Annotated in this window: 23 protein-coding genes and 2 pseudogenes; 21 read left to right on the top strand and 4 right to left on the bottom strand. The window is 69.6% G+C overall.

The features are described from left to right. Positions 1-9 precede the first annotated feature (9 nt). The 8 genes from DDV73_RS17435 to DDV73_RS17400 all read left to right on the top strand — a co-directional run bounded on the left by DDV73_RS17435 (position 10) and on the right by DDV73_RS17400 (position 9,240). Positions 10-417 carry an ester cyclase gene (locus DDV73_RS17435; protein WP_109508544.1) on the top strand — a complete coding sequence of 136 codons (408 nt, stop codon included), beginning with the start codon at positions 10-12 and terminating at the stop codon, positions 415-417. 17 nt (positions 418-434) lie between these two features. Continuing rightward, the gene (locus tag DDV73_RS17430) at positions 435-2,000 is read left to right on the top strand and encodes a GMC family oxidoreductase (protein ID WP_109508543.1); all 1,566 of its coding nucleotides are present in this window, start codon (positions 435-437) and stop codon (positions 1,998-2,000) included. Further along, on the top strand, positions 1,997-3,448 hold the full coding sequence (locus DDV73_RS17425) for an FAD-binding oxidoreductase (protein WP_109508542.1): 1,452 nt from the start codon (positions 1,997-1,999) through the stop codon (positions 3,446-3,448). The genes DDV73_RS17430 and DDV73_RS17425 overlap by 4 nt, the downstream gene beginning before the upstream one ends. 10 nt (positions 3,449-3,458) lie before the next feature. Continuing rightward, positions 3,459-4,658 carry a sugar ABC transporter substrate-binding protein gene (locus DDV73_RS17420; protein WP_109508541.1) on the top strand — a complete coding sequence of 400 codons (1,200 nt, stop codon included), beginning with the start codon at positions 3,459-3,461 and terminating at the stop codon, positions 4,656-4,658. Positions 4,659-4,719: 61 nt separating this feature from the next. Continuing rightward, positions 4,720-6,252, top strand: a complete 1,533-nt coding sequence (locus DDV73_RS17415; protein ID WP_109508540.1) for an AMP-binding protein — start codon at positions 4,720-4,722, stop codon at positions 6,250-6,252. Continuing rightward, positions 6,252-7,424, top strand: coding sequence for an acyl-CoA dehydrogenase family protein (locus DDV73_RS17410; protein WP_109508539.1), 1,173 nt, complete (start codon positions 6,252-6,254; stop codon positions 7,422-7,424). The genes DDV73_RS17415 and DDV73_RS17410 overlap by 1 nt, the downstream gene beginning before the upstream one ends. Beyond that, positions 7,421-8,446, top strand: a complete 1,026-nt coding sequence (locus DDV73_RS17405; RefSeq protein ID WP_109508538.1) for a phosphotransferase family protein — start codon at positions 7,421-7,423, stop codon at positions 8,444-8,446. The genes DDV73_RS17410 and DDV73_RS17405 overlap by 4 nt, the downstream gene beginning before the upstream one ends. A 23-nt stretch (positions 8,447-8,469) precedes the next feature. After that, complete coding sequence (locus DDV73_RS17400; protein ID WP_206050932.1) at positions 8,470-9,240, top strand: SDR family NAD(P)-dependent oxidoreductase; 771 nt, start codon at positions 8,470-8,472, stop codon at positions 9,238-9,240. On the opposite strand, the gene DDV73_RS17395 is transcribed toward DDV73_RS17400, so the two are convergent. Next, positions 9,194-9,997, bottom strand: coding sequence for an SGNH/GDSL hydrolase family protein (locus tag DDV73_RS17395; protein ID WP_109508536.1), 804 nt, complete (start codon positions 9,995-9,997; stop codon positions 9,194-9,196). The genes DDV73_RS17400 and DDV73_RS17395 overlap by 47 nt on opposite strands. A 71-nt stretch (positions 9,998-10,068) precedes the next feature. Further along, a complete protein-coding gene (locus tag DDV73_RS17390; protein ID WP_109508535.1) occupies positions 10,069-10,317 on the bottom strand; it encodes a hypothetical protein in 249 nt (82 codons plus the stop codon). 475 nt (positions 10,318-10,792) lie between these two features. On the opposite strand from DDV73_RS17390, the gene DDV73_RS29745 reads away from it, so the two are divergent. From DDV73_RS29745 to DDV73_RS17355, 8 genes and pseudogenes are all read left to right on the top strand, one after another. Beyond that, positions 10,793-11,203, top strand: coding sequence for a riboflavin kinase (locus tag DDV73_RS29745; protein WP_109508534.1), 411 nt, complete (start codon positions 10,793-10,795; stop codon positions 11,201-11,203). A gap of 179 nt (positions 11,204-11,382) precedes the next feature. Beyond that, positions 11,383-11,484 (top strand): annotated as a pseudogene (locus DDV73_RS17380) (metal-sulfur cluster assembly factor); the annotation flags it as partial. 1,643 nt (positions 11,485-13,127) lie between these two features. Continuing rightward, positions 13,128-13,220, top strand: a pseudogene (locus DDV73_RS28810) (metal-sulfur cluster biosynthetic enzyme); the annotation flags it as partial. Continuing rightward, positions 13,217-13,834 (top strand): acVLRF1 family peptidyl-tRNA hydrolase, encoded by a 618-nt coding sequence (locus DDV73_RS17375; RefSeq protein WP_109508533.1) that lies wholly within the window; start codon positions 13,217-13,219, stop codon positions 13,832-13,834. The pseudogene DDV73_RS28810 and the gene DDV73_RS17375, both read left to right, overlap by 4 nt. A 57-nt stretch (positions 13,835-13,891) precedes the next feature. Further along, entirely contained in the window at positions 13,892-14,584 is a 693-nt protein-coding gene (locus DDV73_RS17370) for a response regulator transcription factor (RefSeq protein ID WP_109508532.1), read from the top strand. A 1-nt stretch (position 14,585) separates the two neighbouring features. Beyond that, complete coding sequence (locus DDV73_RS17365) at positions 14,586-15,938, top strand: ATP-binding protein (protein WP_109508531.1); 1,353 nt, start codon at positions 14,586-14,588, stop codon at positions 15,936-15,938. A 108-nt stretch (positions 15,939-16,046) separates the two neighbouring features. Then, the gene (locus DDV73_RS17360; protein WP_109508530.1) at positions 16,047-16,790 is read left to right on the top strand and encodes a fibronectin type III domain-containing protein; all 744 of its coding nucleotides are present in this window, start codon (positions 16,047-16,049) and stop codon (positions 16,788-16,790) included. A gap of 26 nt (positions 16,791-16,816) precedes the next feature. Further along, entirely contained in the window at positions 16,817-17,719 is a 903-nt protein-coding gene (locus DDV73_RS17355) for a phosphotransferase (protein ID WP_109508529.1), read from the top strand. A gap of 12 nt (positions 17,720-17,731) precedes the next feature. Here the strand turns inward: DDV73_RS17355 and ypfJ are convergent, their stop codons facing one another. Beyond that, positions 17,732-18,670 (bottom strand): KPN_02809 family neutral zinc metallopeptidase, encoded by a 939-nt coding sequence (gene ypfJ, locus DDV73_RS17350; protein WP_109508528.1) that lies wholly within the window; start codon positions 18,668-18,670, stop codon positions 17,732-17,734. A gap of 82 nt (positions 18,671-18,752) precedes the next feature. Between ypfJ and DDV73_RS17345 the strand changes: the two genes are divergently transcribed. The 4 genes from DDV73_RS17345 to DDV73_RS17330 all read left to right on the top strand — a co-directional run bounded on the left by DDV73_RS17345 (position 18,753) and on the right by DDV73_RS17330 (position 24,229). After that, positions 18,753-20,351, top strand: coding sequence for an ABC-F family ATP-binding cassette domain-containing protein (locus DDV73_RS17345; protein ID WP_109508527.1), 1,599 nt, complete (start codon positions 18,753-18,755; stop codon positions 20,349-20,351). Between the two features lie 381 nt (positions 20,352-20,732). Further along, a complete protein-coding gene (locus tag DDV73_RS17340; protein WP_109508526.1) occupies positions 20,733-21,518 on the top strand; it encodes an enoyl-CoA hydratase/isomerase family protein in 786 nt (261 codons plus the stop codon). A gap of 19 nt (positions 21,519-21,537) precedes the next feature. Beyond that, positions 21,538-23,478: an ABC transporter ATP-binding protein gene (locus DDV73_RS17335; RefSeq protein WP_109508525.1), complete on the top strand. Its 1,941-nt coding sequence runs from the start codon at positions 21,538-21,540 to the stop codon at positions 23,476-23,478. Positions 23,479-23,503: 25 nt separating this feature from the next. Beyond that, on the top strand, positions 23,504-24,229 hold the full coding sequence (locus DDV73_RS17330) for an SDR family NAD(P)-dependent oxidoreductase (RefSeq protein WP_109508524.1): 726 nt from the start codon (positions 23,504-23,506) through the stop codon (positions 24,227-24,229). Here DDV73_RS17330 and DDV73_RS17325 read toward each other — a convergent pair. Beyond that, entirely contained in the window at positions 24,170-24,955 is a 786-nt protein-coding gene (locus DDV73_RS17325) for an SURF1 family cytochrome oxidase biogenesis protein (RefSeq protein WP_109508523.1), read from the bottom strand. The two genes, DDV73_RS17330 and DDV73_RS17325, sit on opposite strands and share 60 nt — an antisense overlap. 46 nt (positions 24,956-25,001) lie before the next feature. On the opposite strand from DDV73_RS17325, the gene moaA reads away from it, so the two are divergent. Then, positions 25,002-26,003 carry a GTP 3',8-cyclase MoaA gene (gene moaA, locus DDV73_RS17320; RefSeq protein ID WP_109508522.1) on the top strand — a complete coding sequence of 334 codons (1,002 nt, stop codon included), beginning with the start codon at positions 25,002-25,004 and terminating at the stop codon, positions 26,001-26,003. Positions 26,004-26,111 lie beyond the last annotated feature (108 nt).

The raw sequence follows: 26,111 nt of genomic DNA, 5'->3' as shown, positions 1-26,111 counted from the left end.
GGCCCCGCCATGTCCCACACCGATCTTCTCGCCCGCGCCTGGGCCGACGCCAGCGGCCCCAGCGGCTTCGGTCCGGAGTTCGACGCCGTGTTCAGCCCCGACTACGTGCGCCACTCCGGTGACTCGACGCTCAACAAGAACGAGTACCGCGCGGTGGTGGCGGACCTCTACGCCGCGTTCCCCGACCTCACCATGACGATCCTCGACGCCGTGGAGCAGGGCGACCGCGTGGCCTTCCGATGGGAGTCGACAGGGACCCACACGGGTTCCTACTACGGCGTCCCGCCGACCAACCGCCGGATCACCGCACGCGGCATGACCATCAGTCGGTTCGAGGACGACCGCATCGTCGAGGACTGGACCACCTGGGACAAGGCCAGCGTCCTCGACTCGCTCGGCATCATCCAGCTGCGCTGAAGGACGAGGTTTCCGTGATGGACCTGTACGACTACGTGATCGTCGGCGGTGGCACCGCCGGCGCGATCCTCGCCGCGCGGCTGTCGGAGGACCCCGCCGTCACGGTCGCCCTCGTCGAGTGGGGACCCAGCGACGAGCGCGAGGACCGCGCCCTTCAGCTTTGCCGCTACCCGGAGATGTTGGGAGGCGAGTACGACCTGAGCTACCCGTGTGTCCCGTCGCCCGGCGGCAACGCCGACCACCGGCTCGCGCGCGGCCGGATCCTCGGCGGCACGTCGAGCATCAACAACATGGGCCTGCTCCCACCGATCCCCGCCGACCTCGCAGCCTGGGCCGAGCTCGGGGTCACTGGCTGGGACTACGCCGACTTCGCCGCCTACCGAGACCGGCTCGCCGTCCGCGCCGCCCGCCCGACCCAGGAACAGCGCAACCAGTGCCTCGACGACGCGCTGGCTGCCGCGGTCGAAGGACTCTCGATCCCGGTCCTCGACGCATGGCCGTCCGAGACCATCCGGGAGGGTGCCGGCTACCTGGACCTGGGCTACGACCCCGAGACGGGTCGTCGTTCGTCGTCCTCGGTCGCCTATCTCCACGACATCCTCGCGACGCGGCCGAACCTGCACCCGCTCCTCGAGAGCCGCGTCGTAGCAATCGAGCTGGCGAACCGCCGCGCGGTCGGGGCCCGCGCCGTGCGGGCCGACCGCACCGAGACACTGATCCGCGCCCGCCTCGAGACGATCGTGGCATGCGGCGCCATCGACACCCCCCGCCTGCTGATGCTCTCCGGCATCGGCCCCGCCGAGCACCTCGCCGCGGTGGGCATCGACCCGCGGGTCGACTTGCCGGGCGTCGGAGCAAACCTCATGGACCACGTCGAGAGCCTGGTCGTCCTGGAGCTCCAGCGCCCTGCGGACGGTGGCTGGCCTCCCGAGGTGGACGGTGCCGCCTTCGTCGCCCGCGTCGACGACGATGCGATCGCGCCACAGGTCATGGCACACCTCTTCCGGTTCGCCCCCGACGAGTCGTATGCCGGCGCTCGTGGCGACGGCGCCGAGCTGCCCGAGCACACGTTGGCGATCACGCCGAACGTCGCCCGCCCGAGCAGCCGCGGCACGGTGCGGCTGGCATCGGCCGATCCTGATCAGCTGCCGATCGTCGACTTCCGCTACTTCAGCGACACCGACGGGCACGATCGCCGCACCATCCTCGCCGGGATTCGCATGGCACGACGGGTCGCCGCGACCGCTCCACTGACCGACTGGGTGGTCCGCGAGGTGTTCCCCGGTCCGCACCTTCAGACCGACGACGAGCTCTTCAAGCGGATCCACGCCACCCACGGCAGCGTCTGCCACGCAGCGGGCACCTGCCGGATGGGCGGTGACGACGACCCGCTCGCCGTCCTCGACTCACGACTGCGAGTCCGTGAGGTCCACGGGCTGCGTGTCGTGGACGCGTCGGCGTTCCCGGTCCTCACCACGTTCAACCCGATGATCACCGTGATGATGCTCGCCGAGCACGCAGCCACGCTGATCGTCCAGGACCGCGCGACGACCGAGCTCGCACTCGCGGCGGTGACGCCGTGACGACAGCGGCGCCGACGGAGTCGACCGTCACCGACGCACTCGTGACAGCCGTGGGCGCGGATGCGGTCAGCACGGATCCGCGCGTCCTGGACGGATATCGCCCCGGGAAGGGGCCCTTCGACGACCTCGCCCCCGGTGTCGTGGTGCGCGCCCGTTCGGCCGACGACGTCACCGCCGTTCTCCGGATCGCGTCCGAGCACGGAGCTCCGGTCGTCGTCCGCGGTGGTGGCTTCTCGCTCGGCGGTCCGCCCGCCGCGCCGGGAACGTCGCCGATCGTGCTCGACACCCGCGCACTGACCCGAATCCTCGAGATCGACGACGCGACCATGACCGTCACCGTCGAGTGCGGCATCCTCATGGCCGATCTCCACGCCGCGGTGGCCGAACGTGGATACGAGGTGCACACCGTCGCCGTACCCCGCGCCCACACGACGCTCGGGGGCGTCCTCAGCGGAGTCTGCGGCGGCGGATTCCCCGGCGACACCGCTGAGGTGGGCGGCAGCGGACAGTTCGTCCTGGGGATCCAGGTAGCCCTCCCGAACGGGACCGTGCTCGACACCAACGCCGGCGGGTCCAACGTCCATCGTCACGTCTCGGCCATCCCCGCATCCGACGGGCCCGGCCTCACCCAGCTGTTCATCGGCGACGGAGGAGCGCTCGGCGTCAAGCTGATCGCCACCATCGCGCTTGCGCTCGCGCGGCCCATGGTCCACGCCGGCGGATTCGAGTTCGACGAGCTCGACCAGGCACTGGCGACGATCGAGGAGCTGCGCCGCGTGCACGAGGTGCCCTACTCGAACCTCTACGTCGTACGCGGACCCCACTGGTCTCTCACCTACACCGCGAGAGCCAGTACTAACCAACTGCTGGCGCACCACGTCGGTGTAGTCCAGCGAGCTGTCGAAAGGCACGAGGGCCGCCCCGGAAACGCAAAGCTGCTTGCCTCAGCACGGGCGATCGCTGCTCTCGATCCTGCCTGGGCCGACCAGTTCATGGACGTCGACCGAGGGGCGATCGCCGGGGTCTTCGACAACCGCACCTTCGCGACGTCATTCGCGGAGCTGCGGGAGCTGGTCGATCGACGCGTCACCGAAATCCTCGCCGACCTCGGCATCGAACCCGTCGTGTTCATGAGCCCCTACGGCCGGCACGCGATGTGGTTCGCCATCACGCTGCCCTACAACCCAACGGTCGCAGGAGCCCGCGCGGCCGCCCGACGGGTGACCCGCGAAGGCTACGCGCTCGTTGCCGCGCGCGGCGGATGGTCCGAGCCCCACCAGGGCGAGGTCAGCCGGCTGCTAGCCGACGCATGGTCCCCCGCCTACCGCTCGTTCGTCCGGTCACTCCGAGACCACGTCGACCCGTCCAGCGTGCTCAACCAAGGACTCTGGGACGCACCAGAGCAAGTCACACAACAGGCAACTCCGCGGAGTTCCGAGAGGGTATGAGGAGACACAAATGAGGATTCACACCAAGGCCGTCGCACTGATCGCGGCGGGTGCCACCGCTCTCGGGATGAGCGCGTGCGGCGCGACAGAAGGCTCCGACGGTTCTGCCGCAGGGCTCGACTCCGGGGCGAAGGAGGCCGTCGACACCGCCTATGAAGGAAGCTTCGGCACGCCCCCTGACGAGTCGCCGGACCCCGCTCCCGACCAGAACATCTGGTTCATCACGAGCTCGGCACAGATCACCGACTTCAGCCAGGACGGATACCTCGTCGATGCAGCCGAGCAGATGGGCTGGGACCTGACGCTGTTCGACGGACAGTTCAACACCGACACCATGGTCAGCGGACTCCGCCAGGCCGTGGCGGACCAGGCTGACGGCGTCATCGTCTTCACCATCGACTGCGCGCTGGTGAAGGCGGGATTTGAAGACGTCGTCGACGCCGGCATCCCGATCGTGGCGTTCGAGTCCGTCGACTGCGACCAGTCGGTCGCCAAGGACGGGACCATCGAAGACACCGGGGACCAGGGACTGTTCGACGCCGTGGTCACCTACGACGACCCCGTCGAGGACGGCAAACGGCTGACCTACCTGGAGTTCCTCCAGGCCGCCTACGCGCGCAACCAGGCCCTCGCCATGATCGAGGGGACCGGCGGAAGTGCGAGCGTCATCAAGATCAAGCAGACCGACTACCAGAGCACGCTCGCGACGGATCGAGGCTTCGAGGACGCGCTGGCCGAGCACTGCTCCGACTGCGAGGTGGTGGAGACGGTAGAGATCACCGGCGCCGACTTCGGCCCCCCGCTCCAGGACAAGGTGGCTCAAGCCATCGCGCGTCATCCGGAGGCCAACGCGGTCTACGGGATCTACGACGCCGTGGTGCTCAACGCGGCACCGGCGGTGATGGCGAGCGGGCGCAACGACGACATCTTCGTCATGGGCGGGGAAGGCAGCTCCGCGCTCGTCGAGCTGATCGCCGCGGACCGCGGCGTGGACGCCGGCTCGGGCTACCCCGTCCGCTGGGAAGCCTGGGCTTCGCTCGACGCGATGAACCGGCTCCTCGCAGGCGAGGTCCCCAATGGCGCGGGCTTCCCCTCAGGGATCGGCGTGCAGGCCTTCGACGGAGACCGGAACCTGCCGGAGAAGGGCGGACGGTTCGACGGCCCTGTCGACTTCGAAGCCGCCTACCTCGCTGCTTGGGGCCTCGAGTAGCGCCCCGTAGGCCGGCTGCGACCGGGCACCACCACGCCAACCTCACGAAAGAGAGCCGATCGTGAATTTCCCGTTCAGTGTCGTGGACTTCCTCTACCGCGCCGAGCAGGTGTACGGCGACCGCACGGGTGTCGTCGACGAGCCGAACCAGCCCGCGCCAAGCTTGGGTGATCTCACCTATCGCGAGGTCGCGGACCTCGCCCGCCGCCAGGCCGCGAAGCTGGACGAACTCGGCGTCGGCGCCGGCGAGCGAGTCGCGATCGTCTCCCAGAACAGCGCGCGGTTGCTGACCGGCTTCTACGGCGTCGCCGGGTCCGGAAGGGTCTTGGTGCCCGTCAACTTCAGGCTGTCCCCGGCCGAGATCGCCTACATCGTCGAGCACAGTGGTGCACGGGTGCTCCTCGTCGATCCCGACCTCGTCGACGCAGTCGCCGGAGTCGACGTGGAGTTCAAGTTCGTGCTCGGGGACGACGACGATCTCTACGCCGCGGAGGGCGTCGAACCCAATGCCTGGGAGCCGGACGAGTGCGCCGTGGCAACCGTCAATTACACCTCGGGAACGACCGCTCGACCGAAGGGGGTCGAACTCACTCACCGCAACCTGTGGGTGAACGCCGTGACCTTCGCTCTCCACGCGGGAGTCACCGATCGCGACGTCTACCTCCACACCCTGCCGCTGTTCCACGTCAACGGGTGGGGAATGCCGTTCGCCGCGGCTGGGCTCGGTGTGCGCCAGGTCCTGCTGCGCAAGGTGGACGGAACTGAGATCCTGCGCCGCATCGAGCAGCACGGCGTCACCTACCTGTGTGCCGCGCCGGCGGTCATCGCCTCCGTGCTCGAGGCGGCCCGGTCCTGGGACGGTGAGATCCCGGGCCGGGACCGGGTCCGGGTGATCGTCGCAGGTGCCCCGCCACCGACCAGGACGATCGCTCGAGTGGAGGAGGAGCTCGGGTGGGAATTCATCCAGCTCTACGGGCTCACCGAGACCTCGCCGCTGCTGACGTTCAACCGGTCGCGGGCCGAGTGGGACGACCTCGCTCCCGAGGAGCGGGCAGTGAAGCTGTCGCGGGCGGGTGCCCCCGCTCTCGGCGTACGAATCGAGGTGAGTTCCGATGGCGAGGTGCTGGCCCGATCCAACGCGGTCCTCCGGGGGTACTGGGAGCGTCCGGACGAAACCGAAGCCGCGTTGGCGGACGGGTGGTTCCACACCGGCGACGGCGGAACGATAGGCGACGACGGATACCTGACGATCAGCGACCGGAAGAAGGACGTCATCATCACCGGCGGTGAGAACGTCTCCTCAATCGAGGTCGAGGATGCCTTGTTCTCCCACCCCGCGGTTGCCGAGGTCGCCGTCATCGGGGTCCCCGACGAGAGGTGGGGCGAGACCATCAAAGCCTTGGTCGTGCTCGCCGACGGCGCCGAGGCGGACGAGGCGGAGCTGATCGCCTGGTGCAAGGCACGACTGGCCGGCTACAAGGCGCCGACGTCGGTCGAGGTCCGGGACGAGCTTGCGCGCACGGCGACCGGGAAGCTGCAGAAGTTCAAGCTGCGCGCGCCGTACTGGCAGAACCGCGAGAGGCAGGTCAATTGATGGCGGATAACGCCCTCATCGGCGCGGTCGACGCGCTCGTCCGCGAGCACGTGCTCCCCGTCGACGATGAGCACGACGGCGACGTCGATGCGGCGGGCGGCGAGGCGTTGCGGCTGCGGTTGCAGGCGCTGGCACGCGAACGCGGCCTGCTGACACCGCACGGCCCGACCGACTTGGGCGGCCTGGGTCTGGGGATGGTGGACCGGGCGCCGGTGTTCGAGGCCGCGGGGCGGTCGTTGTTCGGGGCGATGGCGCTGAACATCAATGCCCCGGACGAGGGCAACGTGCACCTGCTCGACCACGTCGCGACCTCGAGCCAGCGGGAGCGGTACCTCGCGCCGCTGGTGCGCGGCGAGGTGCGCTCGGCGTTCGCGATGACCGAGCCGGCCCCAGGGGCGGGCGCGGACCCCACGATGCTGCGGACCACTGCGACCAAGGTCGACGGCGGCTGGCTGGTGAACGGCCGCAAGTGGTTCATTACCGGCGCGGACGGCACGGGCTTCTTCATCATCATGGCTCGCACCAGCGGCGAACCCGGCGACCCGGGCGGAGCCACGATGCTGCTGGCTCCGACCGACCGCGCGGGGATCAGCGTGGATCGACACATCGAAACCATGGACCGTTCCATGCTGGGCGGTCACTGTGACATGACCTTCACCGACGCGTTCGTGCCCGACGAGGACGTGCTCGGAGGCGTGGACGAGGGTTTCCGGTACGCACAGGTGCGGCTCGGGCCGGCGCGGATGACCCACGTGATGCGCTGGTCGGGTGCCGCCCGTCGCGCGCACGAGGTCGCCGTCGCGCACGTCGCGTGCCGGGAGGCGTTCGGCTCCCGGCTGGCCGACCTGGGAATGATGCAGCAGATGATCGCGGACAACGAGATCGACCTCGCGGCCACCCGCGCGCTGCTGCTGGAGGCCTGCCGCGAGCTCGACGCTGGCGGCCGCGCCTCGGAGAGCACCTCGATCGCCAAGACGTTCGCGGGTGAGGCGCTGCACCGCGTCGTCGACCGTGCGGTCCAAATGTGCGGCGCCCTCGGCGTCTCTCGCGAGCTGCCGGTGGCCAAGATCGCCAGGGAGATCCGGCCGTTCCGTATCTACGACGGTCCGTCGGAGGTCCACCGCTGGTCCATCGCGAAGCGCGCCGTGCGTCGGATCGCAGGGGCAGGATGACCGACCTCACGCCCGAAAAGCTCGCCGGGATCGCCGACGCGATGGCCCTCGAGGGTGCGCCGCCCGCCCGCGAGCTCGGCGCGACCGTGCTCTCCGGCGGGCGGTCGAACCTGACGTACGTCATCACGGACGGACAGAAGCGATGGGTACTGCGGACCCCACCGCGCACCGGGCGGACGCCGTCGGCCCACGACGTGGTCCGCGAGCACCGGGTGACATCCGCGCTCGCCGGCACGCCGGTACCCGTCGCCGAGGCGATCTTGCTCCATGAGGACGACGACCTGCTCGGCGTGCCGTTCACCGTCAGCGGCTTCGTCGACGGCGCGACGCTGCGCACGCAGGCGGACCTGGTCCCCCTCGACGACGCCACCCTTGCCGTTGTGGTCGACCGGATGATCGCTGCGCTCGTCGCGCTGCACGATGTAGACCACGCCGCGGTGGGGCTCGAGGAGTTCGGCCGTCCCGACCGGTACGCCGCGCGCCAGGCCCGGCGCTGGAAGAGCCAGTGGGAGATCGTCGGGCCGCCTGAGCTCGAGGGGCTGGCGAACGAGGTGGTGTGCGTACTGGAGCGAGACTTGCCGTCACAGCGCCGTACGTCGATCGTTCACGGTGACTACCGCATCGACAACACCATCATCGCGGGATCGGGCACTGCGACCCGCGTCGCCGCCGTCGTGGACTGGGAGCTGTCCACCATCGGAGACCCGGTGGCTGACGTCGCGATGATGTGTGCCTACCGCGAGCCGGCGTTCGACCTCATCATGGGCGCGCCCAGCGCCTGGACCAGCAACCGTCTGCCGGAACCGGATAGCCTTGCCGAGCAGTACGCCGTGGCCAGCGGTCACGACCTCGAGCACTGGAGCTTTCACCGAGCCCTGGCCTGTTTCAAGGTCGCCGTCATCGCCGCCGGGATCGACCACCGGCGCCGCGCGGGATCCGGCAGCGGCGCGGGGTTCGACACGGCGGGGGAGTCGGTGCCGCAGTTCCTAGAGATCGCCCACCAGATCGCGGCCCGGTCCTGAGCCGGGACATGAACGGAGAACCTGTGAGCGACAACTCGATCCTCGACCTGTTCCGCCTCGACGGGAAGGTAGCCGTTGTCACCGGGGCGTCCAGCGGCCTCGGAGTGGCGTTCGCCGTCGCTCTCGCCCAGGCCGGCGCCGACGTGGCGCTCGGTGCCCGCCGAGTCGACAAGCTCGCCGAGACCGCACGGGTCGTCGAGCAGGCCGGACGTCGTGTCATCGCTGTGGCCACCGACGTCGCCGTCCCCGAGTCGTGCACTAACCTCGTCACTCGTGCCCTGGGCGAGCTTGGTGGCGTCGACGTCCTCGTCAACAACGCCGGCGTCGGCACCGCCGTACCCGCGACCCGGGAGACGCCCGAGCAGTTCCGTCAGGTCATCGACGTCAACCTCAACGGCTGCTACTGGATGGCCCAGGCTTGCGGGCGTGTCATGCAACCCGGGTCCAGCATCATCAACATCTCGTCGGTGCTCGGCCTGACAACCGCCGGACTGCCCCAAGCGGCCTATGCCTCATCGAAGGCCGGCCTCATCGGCATGACCCGCGACCTCGCGCAGCAGTGGACCGGCCGCAAGGGCATCCGGGTCAACGCCATCGCTCCTGGCTTCTTCGCCAGCGAGATGACAGACCAGTACCCGCCGGGCTACCTCGAGGCGCAGCAGACGCGCATCCCCATGGCCCGCAAGGGCGACCCACGCGAGCTCGCGGCCGCGGTGGTGTTCCTGGCGAGTGACGCGGCCGGCTACATCACCGGACAGACGGTTCCGGTCGACGGTGGAATGACCATCGTATAGCGGTTCGGCGCAGGCCTTCTCGGGCAACGCAGGGCGCCACGCCGCGGAGCCGGCGTCCGAGCCAGGGAGCGACATCGGTCAGCAAGGTGCGGACCTTGTCCCGGGGACCCGGTGGGGTGCTGGTGCAACGCAGCGATGGTGCTGAAAAGGCGAGTCCTTCGGAGTTCAGGAGCATGCCGATCCGATGGGCGAGCCAACGGTGCCCCAGCTCGGAGGGGTGAAGCCGGTCGAAGGCCCACAGCTCCCGCGAGCAGATGGCCGCGTCCGACGCGAGATCGAGCCGCAGAGTGCCGTACTGCTCGTGCACCTCGTCGTAGATCTCGTTCAGGACCGCGATCCGTCGACGAAGGGGTCGGGCCAGGATGCCCGGCACGCCGAGCACTCGCGTGTGGTCGTGGAACCGGACCGTCATCACCACCGCGCCTTGCCGCGCCAGCTCACCGGCGCAGTGCAGCAGGTCGGCGCGGATCTGCTCGGGGTCCCAGTTGGACCGCAGGACGTCGTTGAGGCCGACGACCAGAGAGGCGACGACAGGCCGATGGGCGAGTGCTTCGGAGAGCTGCCCCCGCCGTACGTCGGCGACAACTGCTCCGGGGACCGCCAGGTTGCAGAAGGAGACGTGATGCTCGACCGCGATCGCCTCGGCCAGGATCCGTGCCCAACCCCGCCATCCCTGCGGGGTCGGGTCGCCGACGCCGTAGGACGCGGAGTCACCGAGGACGGCGAACCGGATGTAGTCGACGGCTGGTGTGGACATGTGGATGTCTCACTGCCGGACCATCGGGTGGGGGGTGCAGCTCTCGGACCGGGAACTGGTCTTCGTCCAGGTCATGACGCGCGCCCGAGGGTGTCCATGCTTGCGTCACCCATGCGCGGGTACTCGGCCGCAAGGAACAGGTCGGCATCAGCGCGCAGCGCGTCGGCCACCGTGCGATGCGTGTGAACACTGGTGGGTTGCGGCGTCCAGTATGGCGTCGCTACTGCCTCTTCGTTAGCCAGCTCATCGTGACGACGAGCCAGCTCGAGCAGCCGAGAACGCAGGAGCAGGGCCGTTGCCGTGTCGATGGTGGTGATCATGTCTGCTCGCCTTCCTCATGCCGAGCCGGGTGTAGCCACCAGTGAAAGCCTGCTTGCGTTTGCAGACGACCGCAGAACTACGCATCGGGCTACCTAACTCGCGGTAAGTAGGTGATGCGCCGGCTTCCGCAGGCCGTGCGACAGGCCCGTGCTCCGCAGCCGGAGTGCACATAGCCTCACCTCTCGCTCCGGCTCCGATGACCGCCACCTCGACGACGAGGGATGCGAGCACTGGATTCTCTCGACCTCGATCGAGCGGACTCTCCCGCGTGGTGATGACGTCCCTCTTGCGGTCACTACGTAGTCACGTAGGTGGTTTGCGGGATTCCGCGGAAGCGTCGAACCGGGAGACTGGCTGACATGCCAGACCCGAGTGCGACCGTCCTCGCGGTTCGCGACCTGCGTAGGACGGTCGGATAGGGGGTGGCACCCACAGCGGCAGGTCTACTCAGCGCACCGCGAGAGGAGGAGATCCATGCATGACGCTTGCGACCGCCCGGTGGTGGAGGCTGTTGTCGAAGTCGGCGACCAGCGAGGTTGCACGCTCGGATTTCCAACTGCCAACATCTCGGTCCCGCACGACGCGCTAGGTCGCGACGGCGTTTGGGCGGGTCTCGTCCACCTGCTCGACGAGCCTGGCAGGCGACCGCTGATCGCCGCGGTCTCGGTAGGTCGACGCCCAACCTTCAATGACAAGAATGGCCCGCGGTTTCTCGAGGCGCATCTGATCGGTTTCCAAGGCGATCTGTACGGACGACCGGTCAAGGTCGAGCTATGCGAGCGTCTTCGCCCTATGCGCGCGTTCGACGGCGACGACGGCTCGTCCGCCAGCTTGCAGCCGACGTCGTCCGCACCGAGGAGTGGGCGATCGACACGGACTAGCTAGATGCACCGGCTGTCACGAACCACCACCGGCACCGGTCAGCACCCCGGGTCACCTTCGGGTGACGAGTCGACGCCACCTTCGCCGACTGTGGGTAGTTTTGTGCGTAGCCTGCCTCGCACCGTCACCGTCGGATCAGAGTCTGCGCAGGTCACAGCCACAATTGGGAGTGCTCGATGACGAAATCGCCGGAAAGCAACTGGGTTTGGATGCCGCCGTGGGGGCCGGACAAGATCACCCACGACGGCCGCGAGCAGCTGCGCGCCCTCGGCTTCAACGTGTGAGGCTCTTGAGCGCCTCAGAATCGGCCCTCGGGCCTGCATAACCCCAGGTCAGGGGGCTTCTTTCTTCAGATAGCCGTAGGTCAGAAGGCGACTTTCCTCAGGTGTGGTGTCGAGTGGAGGTGAGCTCTGCTCGCCACTTCTGGTTGGCTGAGCGGTGTGCCAGCACTTCTTGTGACGGGTTTCCGACGCCGTGCTCGAGCGTGGGTCGGGCTGGCGACCATCGCAGTCGCCCTCAGCGGGTGCGACGAGGTCACGACTCCCGACGCCCAGCCCTCAGGGCAGATCGGCGAATCTCCCTCCAAGCCGTCGGCGCCAGCGAGCACCGAAGACGTCACTCGGCTGCCGCGTCATGTGACGTCTGTCGGCTCACGCCGGGGTCTGCCCGCCCTTTTTCCCACGGACCTGAACAGACTCGCCGAGTTCGAAGCGAGCCCTGACGCAAGCGCTTGGTTGACATACCGGCCCCGCGAGACGCTGGACGACGGTAGCGGTTGGTCCTCCGAAACGATCGCCCTCTGGAACGGTTCCTGGACCAAGTTGTCACTTGGCGGCCTCGGGCTCCCTGAAGAAATGTGGCCCGCCGCGGACACGCTCGGATCCGGCGCTCTCGACGACACAGGGACTCAGCTGGCGTTCAGCGCGGCCTCCGGAGTCATCGTGCTGAACCTGACGTCTGGACGCTGGGAGTCCTACCTCGAAGGCATCGGGGGGGGTCGGGAGCATCCGCTGGTATCCGGGAGGCAATCGCTTCGTCGCTGATCCGTGGAAGGTTCGCGACAAAGTAGTAAACGTCAAGACCGCCGATGCAACGGACTCGGCCGCCCCTGCTCTCGGACTGGGCTTCCAGGGCAACGGAAACCTTGTCACCGTCACGCGGAACGGCGAGGTTGACCGCGTGCGCGATACGCGCGGCTCGAAAGTCACTGAACTGCCCGCGAGTCCCCGACAGCGCGGGCGCTACTTCCGTTCCTGGTGGGCGGGAGATCGTGTTGGCTATTCGAACTATGAGACCGTGGGCGGACGCTACGCGTTGCGAGTCGCGAACGCGGCAACTGGTGGACCCGTCGCGACGTTGACGTGGTCCGCACCGACAGGCGCGTTCCTCCAAATCCACGGCTGGTGGGACGAGCAGCAGCTCCTGCTCTCGATGGACAGAAGTCTCATCACGTGGGCTCCTGAGACAGGTGAGGTTACTCGGGTGGCCGAACTCCCTCGATCTGATCTCCGTGGGGAACACGCCGCCGTCGGCATCTCCTTTCGACAACCTCGACCCAAACCTGGCGCCTAGGACGTCGCAGCGCACCCGATCCCCGAGTACACGCATCGGCCAGCCGCACATGCAGGGGCGCCGCCAGACCTGAAGCAGTCGAGCCAGGCCTGTTGACGGGGGCAGAACACCCCGACGGACGGCGATTCGGGAAGTGGCACTCTGGTCACGTGGATAGAGGCCGGCATCCAGCCCGACGACGTCTGGTACGGCGCCAGTGCGACCGGCCAGCTTCGAGCAGGTCGGCCACGAGCAGGCCCAACGTGACGGGTGCGAGGGCTCATTGCTGCGCCGCCATCACCCGTAAGCACCCAGGGTCACCTTCCATCGCCCTCGCAGACTGTGGGTAGATTTGTGGACGATGACAGAATCGCCGAAAAGCAACTGGGTCTGGATGCCGCCGTGGGGCCCGGACAAGATCACCGACGACGGCCGCGAGCAGCTGCGCGCCCTCGGCTTCAACGTGTGACCGAACTCTTCGTCCCGGGCGCCCGGGTGGTGCGCTGGGTCGAGAACTTCGAGGAGCGGCACGGCCCGACCGAGTACGCCGTCCGCGACGGCGCGCTGGCGGGCGAGGCTGCCGATGGGTCCACATTCGCGGTGGCGCTGCCGTTCGGCCGGGTCTATCGCGACGCGCCCGAGGTCGCCGGGCTGCTGGCGCACTCCCAGCCTCCGCAGAGCTGGGGCGTGCTGCTGGTCCGCAAGGGCGGCTTCGCCGTCGCCCGGCTCGAGCTCGACCGGATCGTGGAGTCGAAGGTCGGGCAGCGGCACGTGCAGGGGCGCACCAAGGCCGGCGGGCAGAGCCAGCAGCGGTTCGCGCGCCGGCGGGACAACCAGGCCCGGCAGGCTTATGGGGCGGCCGCGGACCATGCGGCCCGGATCCTCGCGCCGCTCGGTCGCGGATGGCTGGTCTGCGGAGGCGACCACGCGGCGGTGGACGCCGTACTCGAGGACCGGCGGCTGGCTAAGTTCAAGAAGCAGGTCGTCGGCCCCTGGCTGGCCGTCCCCGACCCGCGCCGCGGCGTACTCGAGGCCGCCATCGCGGACGCCTGTTCAGTGCGGATCGCCGTGCACAACGCATAGCGCGTTTCTCATCTCACGCTCATCCGTCCGGCCTTAGTGTCGCAGTGGAGGAAAACCATGCGGGTGCTCGTGGTCGAGGACGAGGTGAAGATGGCCGGCCTGCTGCGGCGGGGTCTGGCCGAGGAAGGCTATGCCGTCGACGTGGTCGGCACCGGCGCAGACGGCGTGTGGGCTGGTACCGAGAACCCGTACGACGCGATCGTGCTCGACGTGATGCTGCCCGACCTGGGCGGATTCGACGTGTGCCGCCGACTGCGCGAGGCCGGCCAGTGGGCCCCGGTGCTGATCCTGACCGCGCGTGACGCAGTGCTCGACCGGGTGGAGGGGCTGGACGCGGGGGCCGACGACTACCTCGCCAAGCCGTTCTCGTTCGCCGAGCTGCTGGCGCGGCTGCGGGCGCTGATCCGGCGCCATCCTGGAGAGCGGCCGGCGGTGCTGACCGTGGGTGGTTTGCGACTGGACCCAGCGACCAAGCAGGTATGGCAACAGGGGAGTGCGGTCGAGCTGACGGCGAAGGAGTTCACCCTCCTGGAGTACCTCATGCGCCACCCGGGCGAGGCGCTTACCCGGAGCCGGATCATCGAGCACGTCTGGGACTTCGCGTACGACGGCGGCTCCAACGTGGTCGACGTCTACATCGGCTACGTGCGTGACAAGATCGACCGGCCGTTCGGCCTCGACTCGATCCAGACGGTGCGCGGAGTCGGCTACCGGATGCGGGCAGCTGCCGCGGCGGCGCCGGGCGGCTGAGATGCGGCTCCCGATTCGGGCTCGGCTGACCCTGGTCGCGGCGGCGCTGCTTGCGCTGGTGGTGGCCGCGATGGGCGCCTTCCTCTACCTGCAGCTGCGATCAGACCTGCACACCACCGTCGACACCGGCCTCCGCTCGCACGCCGAGTCGCTGCGCGGCGACCCTGGCCGTACGGCGCCGACAGGTCGGCGGATCGCCGAGTCGGAGGAGTCGTTCTCGCAGCTGCTCACGGCCCAGGGCGCCGTGGCGCGAGGCACGCCGGCGGTCGCCGAGCGTCCGCTGCTCACGGCCGGCGAGGTTGCCGCGGTCGACGGCGTCCGGTTCTTCGACGCGTCGATCCGCGCCGACGGCGAGACCGTGCCGGTCCGACTGCTGGCGACCCCGCTCGACGACGGCCGGGTGCTGGTGGTGGGCGCGGCCGTCGAGGACCAGCAGGAGGCCCTGGCCCGGTTGCTGGTGCTGCTCATCGTCGGCGGTCCGATCGCCGTGCTCCTGGCGAGTCTGGTCTGCTGGCAGGTCAGCGGCGCCGCGCTGCGCCCGGTGGGGCGACTGCGTCGCGAGGCCGAGGCGATCTCGGCGTCCGAGCCGGGCCGGCGGCTCGCCGTACCGCCGACCCGGGACGAGCTGACCGAGCTCGCCGCGAGCCTCAACCGGATGCTGGGCCGGCTGGAAGAGGCGGTGCGTCGGGAGCGGCGGTTCGTCGACGACGCGAGTCATGAGCTGCGAACTCCGCTGGCCAACCTGAAGGCCGAGCTGGAGCTGGCGACCCGGCGGGCACGCACCCCCGAGGAGCTGACGGCTGCGATCCGCAGCGCGACCGAGGAGACCGACCGGCTGATCGCGTTGGCCGAGGATCTGCTGGTGCTGGCTCGTGCCAACGGCGGCGAGCTGCCGCTTCGCCGCGAGGAGACCGACGTCGGTGCGCTGGTCGACGAGGTGGTCCGGGCATTCGGTCCGCGGGCTGCCGAGGCACAGGTGTCGCTCCGCACGTCCAACGGCGTGGGTACGACGAGTGTCGACGTCAACCGGATCCGACAGGCGGTCGGCAACCTGGTCGACAACGCGATCCGGCACACCGCTGCCGGCGGCCGGGTCGAGGTGTCCCTGCGCGAGGCCGACGGCGTCGTCGTCCTCGAGGTCGTCGACACCGGTCCCGGCTTCCCGGAAGAGTTCCTCCCGTCGGCGTTCGAGGCGTTCACCCGGGCGGACGACGCCCGAACGAGGGGCGACGGCGGTGCCGGGCTCGGGCTGGCGATCGTCGCGGCCGTCGCGAAGGCACACGGCGGCACGGCCACCGCCGACAACGGCGCCGAGGGTGGTGCGGTCGTCCGCATCACGATCCCGCGCGACTGACTCAGACTCATCTGGCACTCATCGTCGGCTCACCACGCTCTCACTGCCGGCTCCCGAGGCTGGTCGGAGCGGGCTTGGTCCAAGCCCGGTGCCAACCAGGAGGAAGCCATGAACCGGAAGACCAAGATCGCGGCGGGCGCCGTACTCGTCACGCTCGCCGCAGGCGTGCCAGGTGCGATCGCCACGACGGGTGCCGACGAACGTCCCGCCGACCAGCGGCGGGCGCTGCCGTTCACCAAGTCCAAGCTGCTGTTCGAGCTCAACGCCACCGCGAGAGACATGGGCGTGCAGGCGCTCCTGGACGCGGAAGGCTGGGAGACGGCGCAGATCTACAGCCCCGACGGGAAGCTGCTGCTCCGCGTACGAGCCGACGGCAGCATCGGCAAGATCGGCGTCACCGAGCTGTTCTTCGAGAGCGCCGAGCCGTCGCTCGACGATCTGCCGAAGGCCAAGCTGTTCAAGATGTTCCCTGAGGGCCGGTATGCCATCGTCGGCCGCACCCCCGAGGGCCGGATGATCGTCGGCGCCGCTGAGCTCACCCACGACATCCCGGCCGCCGCGGCGGTGGTCAAGCCGCGCGAAGGTGCTCTGGTCGACCGCCGGAACACCGTGATCGACTGGAAGCCGGTCACCCGGCCGGCCGGCATCGACATCGTCGGCTACCAGGTGATCGTGGAGCGCGAGGACCCGCTTCGCGTGCTCAGCGTGGACGTGCCCAGGTGGGTGACTCGCGTCGTCGTACCCCCGCAGTTCCTGCAGTACGGCACCGACTACAAGCTCGAGGTGATCGCCATCGAGCGGGGCGACAACCAGACGATCACCGAGAGCGAGTTCCGGACCCGGCGGCGCTGACCGCCGCGCTCTGCCACGATGAGCGCATGTGGCAACCGGAGCCGGGATGGACGCGGCTGGCGGGTGGCATGGGGGCGTCGACGGCCGGGATCTGGCGGGTGGAGTCGGGCGGCACGGTGTACGCCGTCAAGCGGATCGCGGCGCCCGCGGCGGACGATCCGGCGGACTTCTCGAGGCCCGCGCACTTCGCATGGTGGCGACGGCCGGCGGACGTGGCCCTGAGCGGCGCGGTGGACCGGACGCCGGGGCTGCGGTCGGTTGCGGCGTACCGGGTCGACGAGGACGTGGAGGGCGTCACGATCTGGCACCCGCTGGTGACCGACGCGGGGAGTTCCGGTCTGTTCCGAGCGGCGGCGCTGGGTGGGTTCGCGGCCGCTGAGCTCCCGTCCGCTCCCTGGCTGGCCCGCGGTCAGCTCCGCGAACGGATGGCGCGGGTCGAGCACCGCGGCGGCTGGCGACTCCTCGCACGTACGACGGTCGCGGATGTCGCCGACCGGATCTGGACCCGCCGGGAGCACCTGCTCGGCGTACTCGACGGGCTACCGCAGGTGCCGCAGCACGGCGACCCGACACCGGAGAACCTGCTGGGCCGCGACGGCGGTGCCGTGCTCGCGATCGACTGGTCGACGCTCGGCACCGGGCCGGTCGGCGCCGACCTCGGCTACCTCGCACTCTCGGCACGGGAGGAGTTCCAGCCGCTCCTGGACGCCTATGTGGCGGCGCTGCCCGACGGCCTGGCCGGCCGCGAGCAGGCCGAGCTCGGCGCCCAGGTAGCCGCCGTCCTCACCGTGATGTCGCGGGCGGAATGGGCGCTGGCCCGGGTGGCGGACCGGCCCGGCGCCCTCGCCGGCAAGTTCCGCCACCCCAGCGTGGCGCCATACCTGAGGTCGATGCAGCGGCAGTTCCCGCAGATCGAGGCGCTGCTCTGACGCGTCCTTCGGTCAGGGGGTGTCGACTGCCCAGGTGTCGCAGGCTTCCGGGTCGCCCTGGTCGAGCCCGACCTTGAACCACTTCATCCGGGACTCGGCCGAGCCGTGGGTCCAGGACTCCTCGGTGACCTGGCCCTGCGTCTTCTGCTGGATCCGGTCGTCACCGACCGCAGCGGCTGCGTCGAGCGCCTCCTGCATGTCCTGCTCGGTGAGCTCCTCGATCAGCGCGACACCGTCCTCGTTGTCGGTGCTGGTCGCGGCTCGGGCCCACATGCCGGCGTAGCAGTCGGCCTGCAGCTCGAGCCGGACCGCGTCGCTCTTCGGGCCCTGCTGGGTCCGCACCTTGCTCATCTGGCCGGTGAGGTTCTGGATGTGGTGGCCGTACTCGTGCGCGATCACGTACGGCTCGACGAACTCACCGGCCGGGCCGCCGAGCTGACCCTGCAGCACCTGCTCGAAGAACGTGCTGTCGAGGTACATCCTCGAGTCGCCGGGGCAGTAGAACGGCCCGACCTGCGAGGTCGCCTGACCGCAGGCGGTGTTCACCGAGCCGGTGAAGGTCTGCAGCGACGCCGGCTGGAAGCCGCTGCCGATGGTGTCATCCCAGAAGTCGCGCAGCGAGTTCTCCACCGCGACCCTCGCGCAGTCGGGGTTCTCCTCGGCGTCGGCGCCGGTCTTGCAGCTGTCGTAGCGGCCGGTGTCGGCGTCGGCCATCTGCCGGGTGTCGAAGGGCGAACCCGCTCCGCCGCCGCCGGTCAGGCCGCCACCGCCGCCGATGCACTGGGTGAGGACGAAGAAGGCCAGCACGATCAGCAGGCCGCCGATGCCACCACCGGCCTTCATACCGCCAGGGATCGGGATCTGCATCCCGCCGCCGCCACCGAGACCGCCACCGCCACCCGAGTCCGAGACCTGCCCGGTGTCGAGCCGAGCCTTGGGATTGAAGCGCATCTGCGTCCCTTCCTGGGTACCGCTCCGGAGGGCGATCCGGATGTCTGGTGAGCTCCCTCTCGCACGTACACTAACCATCCTGATGATCACGGCCCAGCAACTGGAGGTCCGCGCTGGTGCGCGTCTCCTCATGGAGAACGTCAGTTTCCGCGTAGCCCCAGGTGACAAGGTCGGACTGGTCGGGCGCAACGGCGCTGGCAAGACCACACTCACCAAGATCCTGGCCGGCGAGGCGCTGCCCGCGTCCGGCAAGGTCACCGCGACCGGCGACGTCGGCTATCTGCCGCAGGACCCGCGGATCGGCAACCCCGAGGTGATCGCGCGGGAGCGGATCCTGTCCGCCCGCGGCCTGGATGACGTCGTACGCCGGCTGCGCGAGTCCGAGGCGCTGATGGGGTCCGCCGACCCGGAGGTCGCCGAGAAGGCGATGAAGCGGTACGCGCGGGCCGACGCCGAGCTGCACGCCGGTGGTGGGTACGCCGCGGAATCAGAAGCGGCCCAGATCGCGCACAGCCTCGGCATCGAGGACCGGATCCTCGCCCAGCCGCTGAAGACACTGTCCGGTGGTCAGCGGCGCCGGGTCGAGCTGGCCCGGATCCTGTTCAGCGGTGCGGAGACGCTGCTGCTCGACGAGCCGACCAACCACCTGGACGCCGACTCGATCGTCTGGCTGCGCGAGTTCCTCAAGGCCCACAAGGGCGGGCTGATCGTGATCAGCCACGACAACGAGCTGCTCGAGCAGACGGTGACCCGGGTGCTGCACCTGGACGCCAACCGGGCCGAGATCGACGTCTACAACATGGGCTGGAAGTCCTATCTCAAGCAGCGGGAGACCGACGAGCGGCGCCGGCACCGCGAGCGGATGAACGCCGAGAACAAGGCCAAGACACTGACCGACCAGGCCAACCGGATGCGCGCGAAGGCGACCAAGGCGCAGGCCGCGCAGTCGATGCTGAAGCGGGCCGAGAAGATGATGGCCGGCGTCGAGGCCGAGCGGAAGGCCGACAAGGTCGCGCGGATCAAGTTCCCTGCGCCGGCGGCGTGCGGCAAGACCCCGCTGACCGCCACCGAGCTGTCGAAGTCCTACGGCTCGCTGGAGGTGTTCACCGACGTCGACCTGGCGATCGACAAGGGCTCGCGGGTGGTCATCCTCGGCCTGAACGGCGCCGGCAAGACCACGATGCTGCGGATCCTCGCCGGGGTGGACGCGTCCGACACTGGCCAGGTCGTTCCCGGTCACGGCCTGAAGATCGGCTACTACGCCCAGGAGCACGAGACCCTCGACACCGGACGCACCGTGCTGGAGAACATGCAGAGCGCGGCTCCGCAGCTGACCGACAGCGAGGCACGCTCCGTGCTGGGCTCGTTCCTCTTCTCGGGCGACGACGCGCACAAGTCGGCCGCCGTACTCTCCGGTGGCGAGAAGACCCGGCTCGCGCTCGCGAGCCTGGTCGTCTCCAGCGCCAACGTGCTGCTGCTCGACGAGCCGACCAACAACCTGGACCCGGCCTCACGCGAGGAGGTGCTGGCCGCGATCCGCACGTACGAGGGCGCGATCGTGCTGGTCACCCACGACGAGGGCGCCGTCCGCGCCCTCGAGCCGGACCGCGTGCTGCTGCTCCCCGACGGTGACGAGGACCTCTGGAGCGAGGACTACGCCGACCTGGTCGCCCTTGCCTAACGCCGACCCGGCCAATGTCAACGCGAGAGCGCGCTGACCCGGCTCTTGTTGACATCCTGGCGCGCTGACCCGGCCGGTGTTGACGCACGGACACGGTGACCCGGCTCTTGTCGACCGGCCACCGGTGAAGACCGGCCGGGTCGGCGTCGTACCGCGTGAACACGGGCCGGGTCGGCCTCGTACCGCGTGAAGACGGGCCGGGTCGGCGTTGTACCGCGTGAACACGGGCCGGGTCGGCGTTGTACCGCGTGAACACGGGCCGGGTCGGCGTCGTACCGCGTGAACACGGGCCGGGTCGGCGTCGTACCACGTGAACACGGGCCGGGTCGGCGTCGTACCACGTGGATACGGGCCGGGTGGGCGGTACCTAGACTCACCGGCATGAGCCCTGACGAACTCACCGCCGCCGGACTCCAGTACGCCGTCGAAGGCGCGGTCGCGACGATCACCCTGAACCGGCCCGACGTCCGCAACGCGCAGCACCCGGCGATGTGGGCGGGGCTGGTCCGGATCCTCGAGGGGTTGGGGGAGGAGGTCCGGGTCGTGGTCGTCCGTGGCGCGGGCGGCACCTTCTCGGCCGGGCTCGACCTCGGGCTGCTCGACCCCGGCCGTGCGGGCGAGGCCGGCAGCCTGGTGACGACGGCCCGGAAGGCCGACGCGGAGATCATCGACGAGATCGGCACCTACCAGCTGCCGTTCGCGATGCTCGCCGACCCGCGATTCGTGAGCGTCGCCGTGGTTGAGCAGCACGCGATCGGTGCCGGGTTCCAGCTCGCGCTGTCGTGCGACCTGCGGATCGCCGCCGAGGACGCCAGGTTCTGCATGAAGGAGCCGGCGCTCGGCCTGGTGCCGGACCTGGCGGGAACAAAACCACTCGTCGAGGCGGTTGGGTACGCGAGGGCACTGGAGATCTGTGCCACCGCGCGCATGGTCCCGGCGGCCGAGGCACTGTCGCTGGGACTTGTCCAGCAGGTGGTTCCGGCCGGCGAGCTGGACCAGGCGACGGTCACGCTGACCGACGCGCTGACCGCGAACTTCGCAGGGGCAGTACGGGCGACCAAGGCGCTCCTTCAGGAGGCGCCGCGACGCACGCTCGACGAGCAGCGACTGGCCGAGCGCACCGCGCAGGTGGGCCGATTCCGGGAGCTCGTCGAACTGATGGGGTGAACGCCAACCAAGGAGCAGCATGTCTGGAATGCAGGGGATGGGGCCGGTCTGGCGCAACCTGCGCACGGACCGGAGCGTGGTCGACAACAAGATCGAGCGCAAGACGCTACGCCGCGTGCTCTCCTTCGCGCGGCCGCACCGGGCCCTGATCGCCGGCTTCCTGGCGATCACCATCGTCGACGCCAGCCTGGTGGTGGTGACGCCGCTGCTGGTCCAGCGGATCGTCGACGATGGCATCCTCAAGCAGGACACCCAGCTGGTGATCCTGCTCGCGATCGGGATGGCGGTGACGGCACTGGTCGGCGCCGTACTCACCGTCGGGCAGGGCTACTTCTCTTCGCGGATCGGCGAGGGCCTGATCTTCGACCTGCGGACGCGGGTATTCGGCCATGTCCAGCGCCAGTCGCTCGCGTTCTTCACCCGAACCCAGACCGGTGCGCTGGTCTCTCGGCTCAACAACGACGTCGTCGGCGCCCAGCGGGCCTTCACCTCGACGCTGTCCAGCACCGTCTCCAACCTGGTCTCGGTCCTGGTGGTCGGGATCGCGATGCTGGCGCTCAGCTGGCAGGTGACCGTGCTGTGCCTGGCGATGTTCCCGATCCTGCTGCTCGCGTCGCGCTGGGTCGGTATCCGGCTCGCCGGGCTGTCCCGGCAGCAGATGGACGGCAACGCCGATATGGGCGCGCTGATGACCGAGCGCTTCAACGTCGGCGGAGCGATCCTGCTCAAGCTCTTCGGGCGCGAGCCGGAGGAGGACGCGCTGTTCGCCGCGAAGGCCGGCCACGTCCGCGACCTCGGCGTCCGGATCGCGCTGATCACCCGGATCTTCGCGGCCACGATGATGACGGTCCCGGCGCTGGCCACGGCTCTGGTGTACGGCGTCGGCGGCTATATGGCGATCCAGCAGGAGCTCACCGTCGGCACCGTCCTCGCCCTGGCGACGCTGCTGCTGCGGCTGCTCGGGCCACTGCAGGGCCTCGCCAACGTCCGTATCGACGTGATGACCGCCCTGGTCAGCTTCGACCGGGTCTTCGAGGTCCTGGACCTGCCGACCTCGATCAGCGAGAAGGCCGACGCAAAGGCGCTGTCGCCGACCGCCGCGACCGTCGAGTTCGACCACGTCGCGTTCCGCTACCCGCGCGCCGAGGAAGTTTCGCTGGCCTCGCTGGAGGCGGTGGCCCGCAAGGAGTCCCGCGACAGCGGAGAGGTGCTGCGAGACATCTCGTTCAAGGCCGAGCCCGGCCAGATGATCGCGCTGGTCGGCCCATCCGGCGCCGGCAAGACCACGATCACCCACCTCGTGGCCCGGCTGTACGACGTGACCGGAGGCGCGGTGCGGGTCGGCGGACAGGATGTCCGCGACGTGACGCTGCAGTCCCTGGAGGACGTGGTCGGCTACGTCACCCAAGACGCCCACATGTTCCACGACACGATCCGGGCGAACCTGCTCTACGCCCGCCCCGATGCCAGCGAGGAGCAGATCACGGAGGCGCTCGCCGCCGCCCAGATCGACCGCCTGGTCACCTCGCTGCCGGACGGGCTGGACACCGTCGTCGGCGACCGCGGCTACCGGCTGTCCGGCGGTGAGCGGCAGCGGCTCGCGATCGCCCGGCTGCTGCTGAAGGCCCCGGCCGTCGTCGTACTCGACGAGGCGACCGCCCACCTGGACTCCGAGTCCGAGTACGCCGTCCAGGCCGCGCTCGATGCCGCACTCGCGGACCGCACCTCGCTGGTCATCGCGCACCGGCTGTCGACGATCCGGCACGCCCACAAGATCCTCGTCATCGACGACGGCCGCGTCGTCCAGTCCGGCACCCACAGCGAGTTGCTGCGCGAAGGCGGCCTGTACGGCGACCTCTACCGCACCCAGTTCGCCACCAAGCAGGTGCACGACGGCGAGCCGCCCTCGGCCGTGCCCGTCGAGATCGTGCTCGACCAGCCACTCGACGCGCTCAGCTGAACGCCCGCCTGGAAGGATCTGTGCCATGGACCTGCGACTGAGTGAGCGCGTCTTCCTCGTGACCGGCGGCGCCCGCGGCCTCGGCCGCGCCACCGCGGACTGCCTGGTGGCCGAGGGTGCCCGCGTGGTGCTCTCCGGACGTGATCAGGCCAGTCTGGACGCCGCCGCCAGCGAGCTCGGCGATTCGGCGTTCGGCGTGGCCGCCGACAACGCCGATCCGGCCACGCCCGGCCGGCTGATCGCCGCGGCCACCGAACGGTGGGGCCGCGTCGACGGCGCGCTGATCTCGGTCGGCGGGCCACCCACCGGCCCCGTCACAGATACCTCCGATGAGGACTGGACCCGCTCGTTCGAGTCGGTGTTCCTGGGCGCGGTGCGGCTGGCTCGCGAGGTCGCTGCCGCGCTCAGCGAGGGCGGCACGATCACGTTCGTGCTGTCGTCGTCGGTCCGCTCGCCGCTCCCCAACATGGCAATCTCCAATGGCCTGCGCCCCGGCCTGGCGATGGTCGCCAAGGCGCTGGCCGACGAGCTCGGGCCGCGGGGGATCCGAGTCAACGGCCTGATGCCGGGCCGGGTCGCCACTGAGCGACTCCGGGAGCTCGGGGCGAACTCCGCCGACGGCATCCCGCTCGGGCGTGTGGGGGAGCCGGCCGAGTTCGGCCGGGTCGCGGCGTTCCTGATGTCGCCGGCGTCATCGTTCGTCAGCGGGGTGATGGTCCCGGTCGACGGTGGCATGCTGCGCGCGCTCTGAGCGGAGCTTGCGCCACTCGTCGTACGCCAGGTAGCAGAAGCCGAAGATCGCGAGCGCGCCGAAGAACCACCACTGCAGGCCGTAGAAGAAGTGCGGCCCGTTGTTGAGCTCGGGCAGCTCGGCCCGCTCCAGCGGCTCGTCGGCCTCCGGCGTCTCCGACTCGAGGTCGACGAAGCCGCCGTACACCGTGAGGTCGAGAGCGTCCCCGATCCGCTCGCTGGAGATCGCCCGGGCGGACTGGTCGTGGACGGCGGTGCTGTCGCCGGTCCCGTCGGTCCTGGCCCAGCCGGTCACAATGACCTCGCCTGCCGGGGGAGCGGGTACGTCGTCGGGGCCGAGGTTGCGCTCATCGGTGCCGAACCAGCCGCGGTCGACCAGCAGAGCGGGGCCGTCGGTGGTCGTGAACGGCACCACGACGTCGACGCCGGGAGCGCCGTCTCGGGTCCGGTAGCGGATGATCACGGTGTTCGCGGTGTCGTAGCTGCCGGTGGCGGTCACCCGCTGCCACTCCTCGTCCTTCTCGACGGGGTCATCGACCGCGAGCGCTTCGGCGACCGGTACCGGCGGGCCGGACGTATTCCGCTCGATGATCGCATTGCGCTCCTTGCGGTCCTCCAAGCGGTGGAACTGCCACTCGCCCAGCCGCCACGCCAGCCAGGCCAGCAGCGCGACCGTGATCGCGAAAAGGACCCAGCGCCGACTGAGGAACAGACGCAGGGAGCTCACCGGCCGAGCGTAACCACCGCCTTCAGCGGCGGCGAAGTAGGGTTACATGGTGACCGGACAAGTCCTCGCAGACCGCTACGGGCGGGTCGCCACGGACCTGCGGGTTTCACTGACCGATCGGTGCAACCTGCGGTGCAGTTACTGCATGCCCGCCGAAGGCCTGGAATGGCTGCCCGATGACACGGTGCTGACCGACGACGAGATCGTGCGCCTGATCGACATCGGGGTGCGGCTGCTCGGCATCCGCGAGGTCCGCTTCACGGGCGGCGAGCCGCTGGTACGCCGCGGTCTGGTCGACATCGTGGCGCGGACCAAGGCGCTCAGTCCCTCGCCCGAGGTCTCGCTCACGACCAACGCCCTCGGCCTGTCCCGGACGGCCGCGGCGCTCGCCGAGGCCGGGCTGGACCGGGTGAACGTCAGCCTGGACTCCGTCCGGGCCGAGACCTTCCACACCATCACGCGGCGGGACCGGCTGGACGACGTGGTCGCCGGTATCGCCGCCGCGCATGCGGCGGGCCTGACTCCGGTCAAGGTCAACGCGGTGCTGCTGCGCGGTGTCAACGACGACCAGGCGCCCGAACTGCTGCGCTGGGCGCTCACGCACGGCTACCACCTCCGGTTCATCGAGCAGATGCCGCTGGACGCGCAGCACGACTGGAGCCGCGCCGAGATGGTCACCGCCGACGAGATCTTCGCGGCACTTGCCACCGAGTTCACTCTCACCCCGGCTGCCGAGCCGCGAGGGAGCGCACCTGCGGAGCTGTTCCAGGTCGACGGTGGACCGGGCACGGTCGGCGTGATCGCGTCGGTGACCCGGCCGTTCTGCGGCGACTGCGACCGGGTGCGGCTGACCGCCGACGGCCAGGTCCGCAACTGCCTGTTCGCGCGCGAGGAGTCCGATCTGCGGACGCCGCTGCGCGCCGGCGCCTCCGACACCGAGCTCGCGCAGCGGTGGGTGGTGGCGATGCGGGGCAAGCGCGCCGGACACGGCATCGACGACCCGACGTTCCTGCAGCCGGACCGGCCGATGTCGGCGATCGGCGGCTAGGCGCGGCTAGACGCAATGCCGTCAACTTAAGATGTCGTGGCTGGTGTCACGGCGGCGCGCCGGTGTTGATGTCGATTCTGATCGTGGTGTGGTGGCTGGGGCCGCGTA

The sequence above is a fragment of the Nocardioides speluncae genome (genome assembly GCF_003121585.1).
GTDB lineage: Bacteria > Actinomycetota > Actinomycetes > Propionibacteriales > Nocardioidaceae > Nocardioides > Nocardioides speluncae.
This window is presented reverse-complemented; position numbering and strand designations above follow the sequence as displayed.

What these genes read in the sequence shown, in the direction of transcription:
- DDV73_RS17435 (WP_109508544.1), top strand. Translation starts at nt 10, where the DNA reads ATGTCCCACACCGATCTTCTCGCCCGCGCCTGGGCCGACGCCAGCGGC.
- DDV73_RS17430 (WP_109508543.1), top strand. Translation starts at nt 435, where the DNA reads ATGGACCTGTACGACTACGTGATCGTCGGCGGTGGCACCGCCGGCGCG.
- DDV73_RS17420 (WP_109508541.1), top strand. Translation starts at nt 3,459, where the DNA reads ATGAGGATTCACACCAAGGCCGTCGCACTGATCGCGGCGGGTGCCACC.
- DDV73_RS17410 (WP_109508539.1), top strand. Translation starts at nt 6,252, where the DNA reads ATGGCGGATAACGCCCTCATCGGCGCGGTCGACGCGCTCGTCCGCGAG.
- DDV73_RS17405 (WP_109508538.1), top strand. Translation starts at nt 7,421, where the DNA reads ATGACCGACCTCACGCCCGAAAAGCTCGCCGGGATCGCCGACGCGATG.
- DDV73_RS17395 (WP_109508536.1), bottom strand. Translation starts at nt 9,997, where the DNA reads ATGTCCACACCAGCCGTCGACTACATCCGGTTCGCCGTCCTCGGTGAC.
- DDV73_RS17390 (WP_109508535.1), bottom strand. Translation starts at nt 10,317, where the DNA reads ATGATCACCACCATCGACACGGCAACGGCCCTGCTCCTGCGTTCTCGG.
- DDV73_RS29745 (WP_109508534.1), top strand. Translation starts at nt 10,793, where the DNA reads ATGCATGACGCTTGCGACCGCCCGGTGGTGGAGGCTGTTGTCGAAGTC.
- DDV73_RS17370 (WP_109508532.1), top strand. Translation starts at nt 13,892, where the DNA reads ATGCGGGTGCTCGTGGTCGAGGACGAGGTGAAGATGGCCGGCCTGCTG.
- DDV73_RS17365 (WP_109508531.1), top strand. Translation starts at nt 14,586, where the DNA reads ATGCGGCTCCCGATTCGGGCTCGGCTGACCCTGGTCGCGGCGGCGCTG.
- DDV73_RS17360 (WP_109508530.1), top strand. Translation starts at nt 16,047, where the DNA reads ATGAACCGGAAGACCAAGATCGCGGCGGGCGCCGTACTCGTCACGCTC.
- DDV73_RS17355 (WP_109508529.1), top strand. Translation starts at nt 16,817, where the DNA reads ATGTGGCAACCGGAGCCGGGATGGACGCGGCTGGCGGGTGGCATGGGG.
- ypfJ (WP_109508528.1), bottom strand. Translation starts at nt 18,670, where the DNA reads ATGCGCTTCAATCCCAAGGCTCGGCTCGACACCGGGCAGGTCTCGGAC.
- DDV73_RS17345 (WP_109508527.1), top strand. Translation starts at nt 18,753, where the DNA reads ATGATCACGGCCCAGCAACTGGAGGTCCGCGCTGGTGCGCGTCTCCTC.
- DDV73_RS17340 (WP_109508526.1), top strand. Translation starts at nt 20,733, where the DNA reads ATGAGCCCTGACGAACTCACCGCCGCCGGACTCCAGTACGCCGTCGAA.
- DDV73_RS17335 (WP_109508525.1), top strand. Translation starts at nt 21,538, where the DNA reads ATGTCTGGAATGCAGGGGATGGGGCCGGTCTGGCGCAACCTGCGCACG.
- DDV73_RS17330 (WP_109508524.1), top strand. Translation starts at nt 23,504, where the DNA reads ATGGACCTGCGACTGAGTGAGCGCGTCTTCCTCGTGACCGGCGGCGCC.
- moaA (WP_109508522.1), top strand. Translation starts at nt 25,002, where the DNA reads ATGGTGACCGGACAAGTCCTCGCAGACCGCTACGGGCGGGTCGCCACG.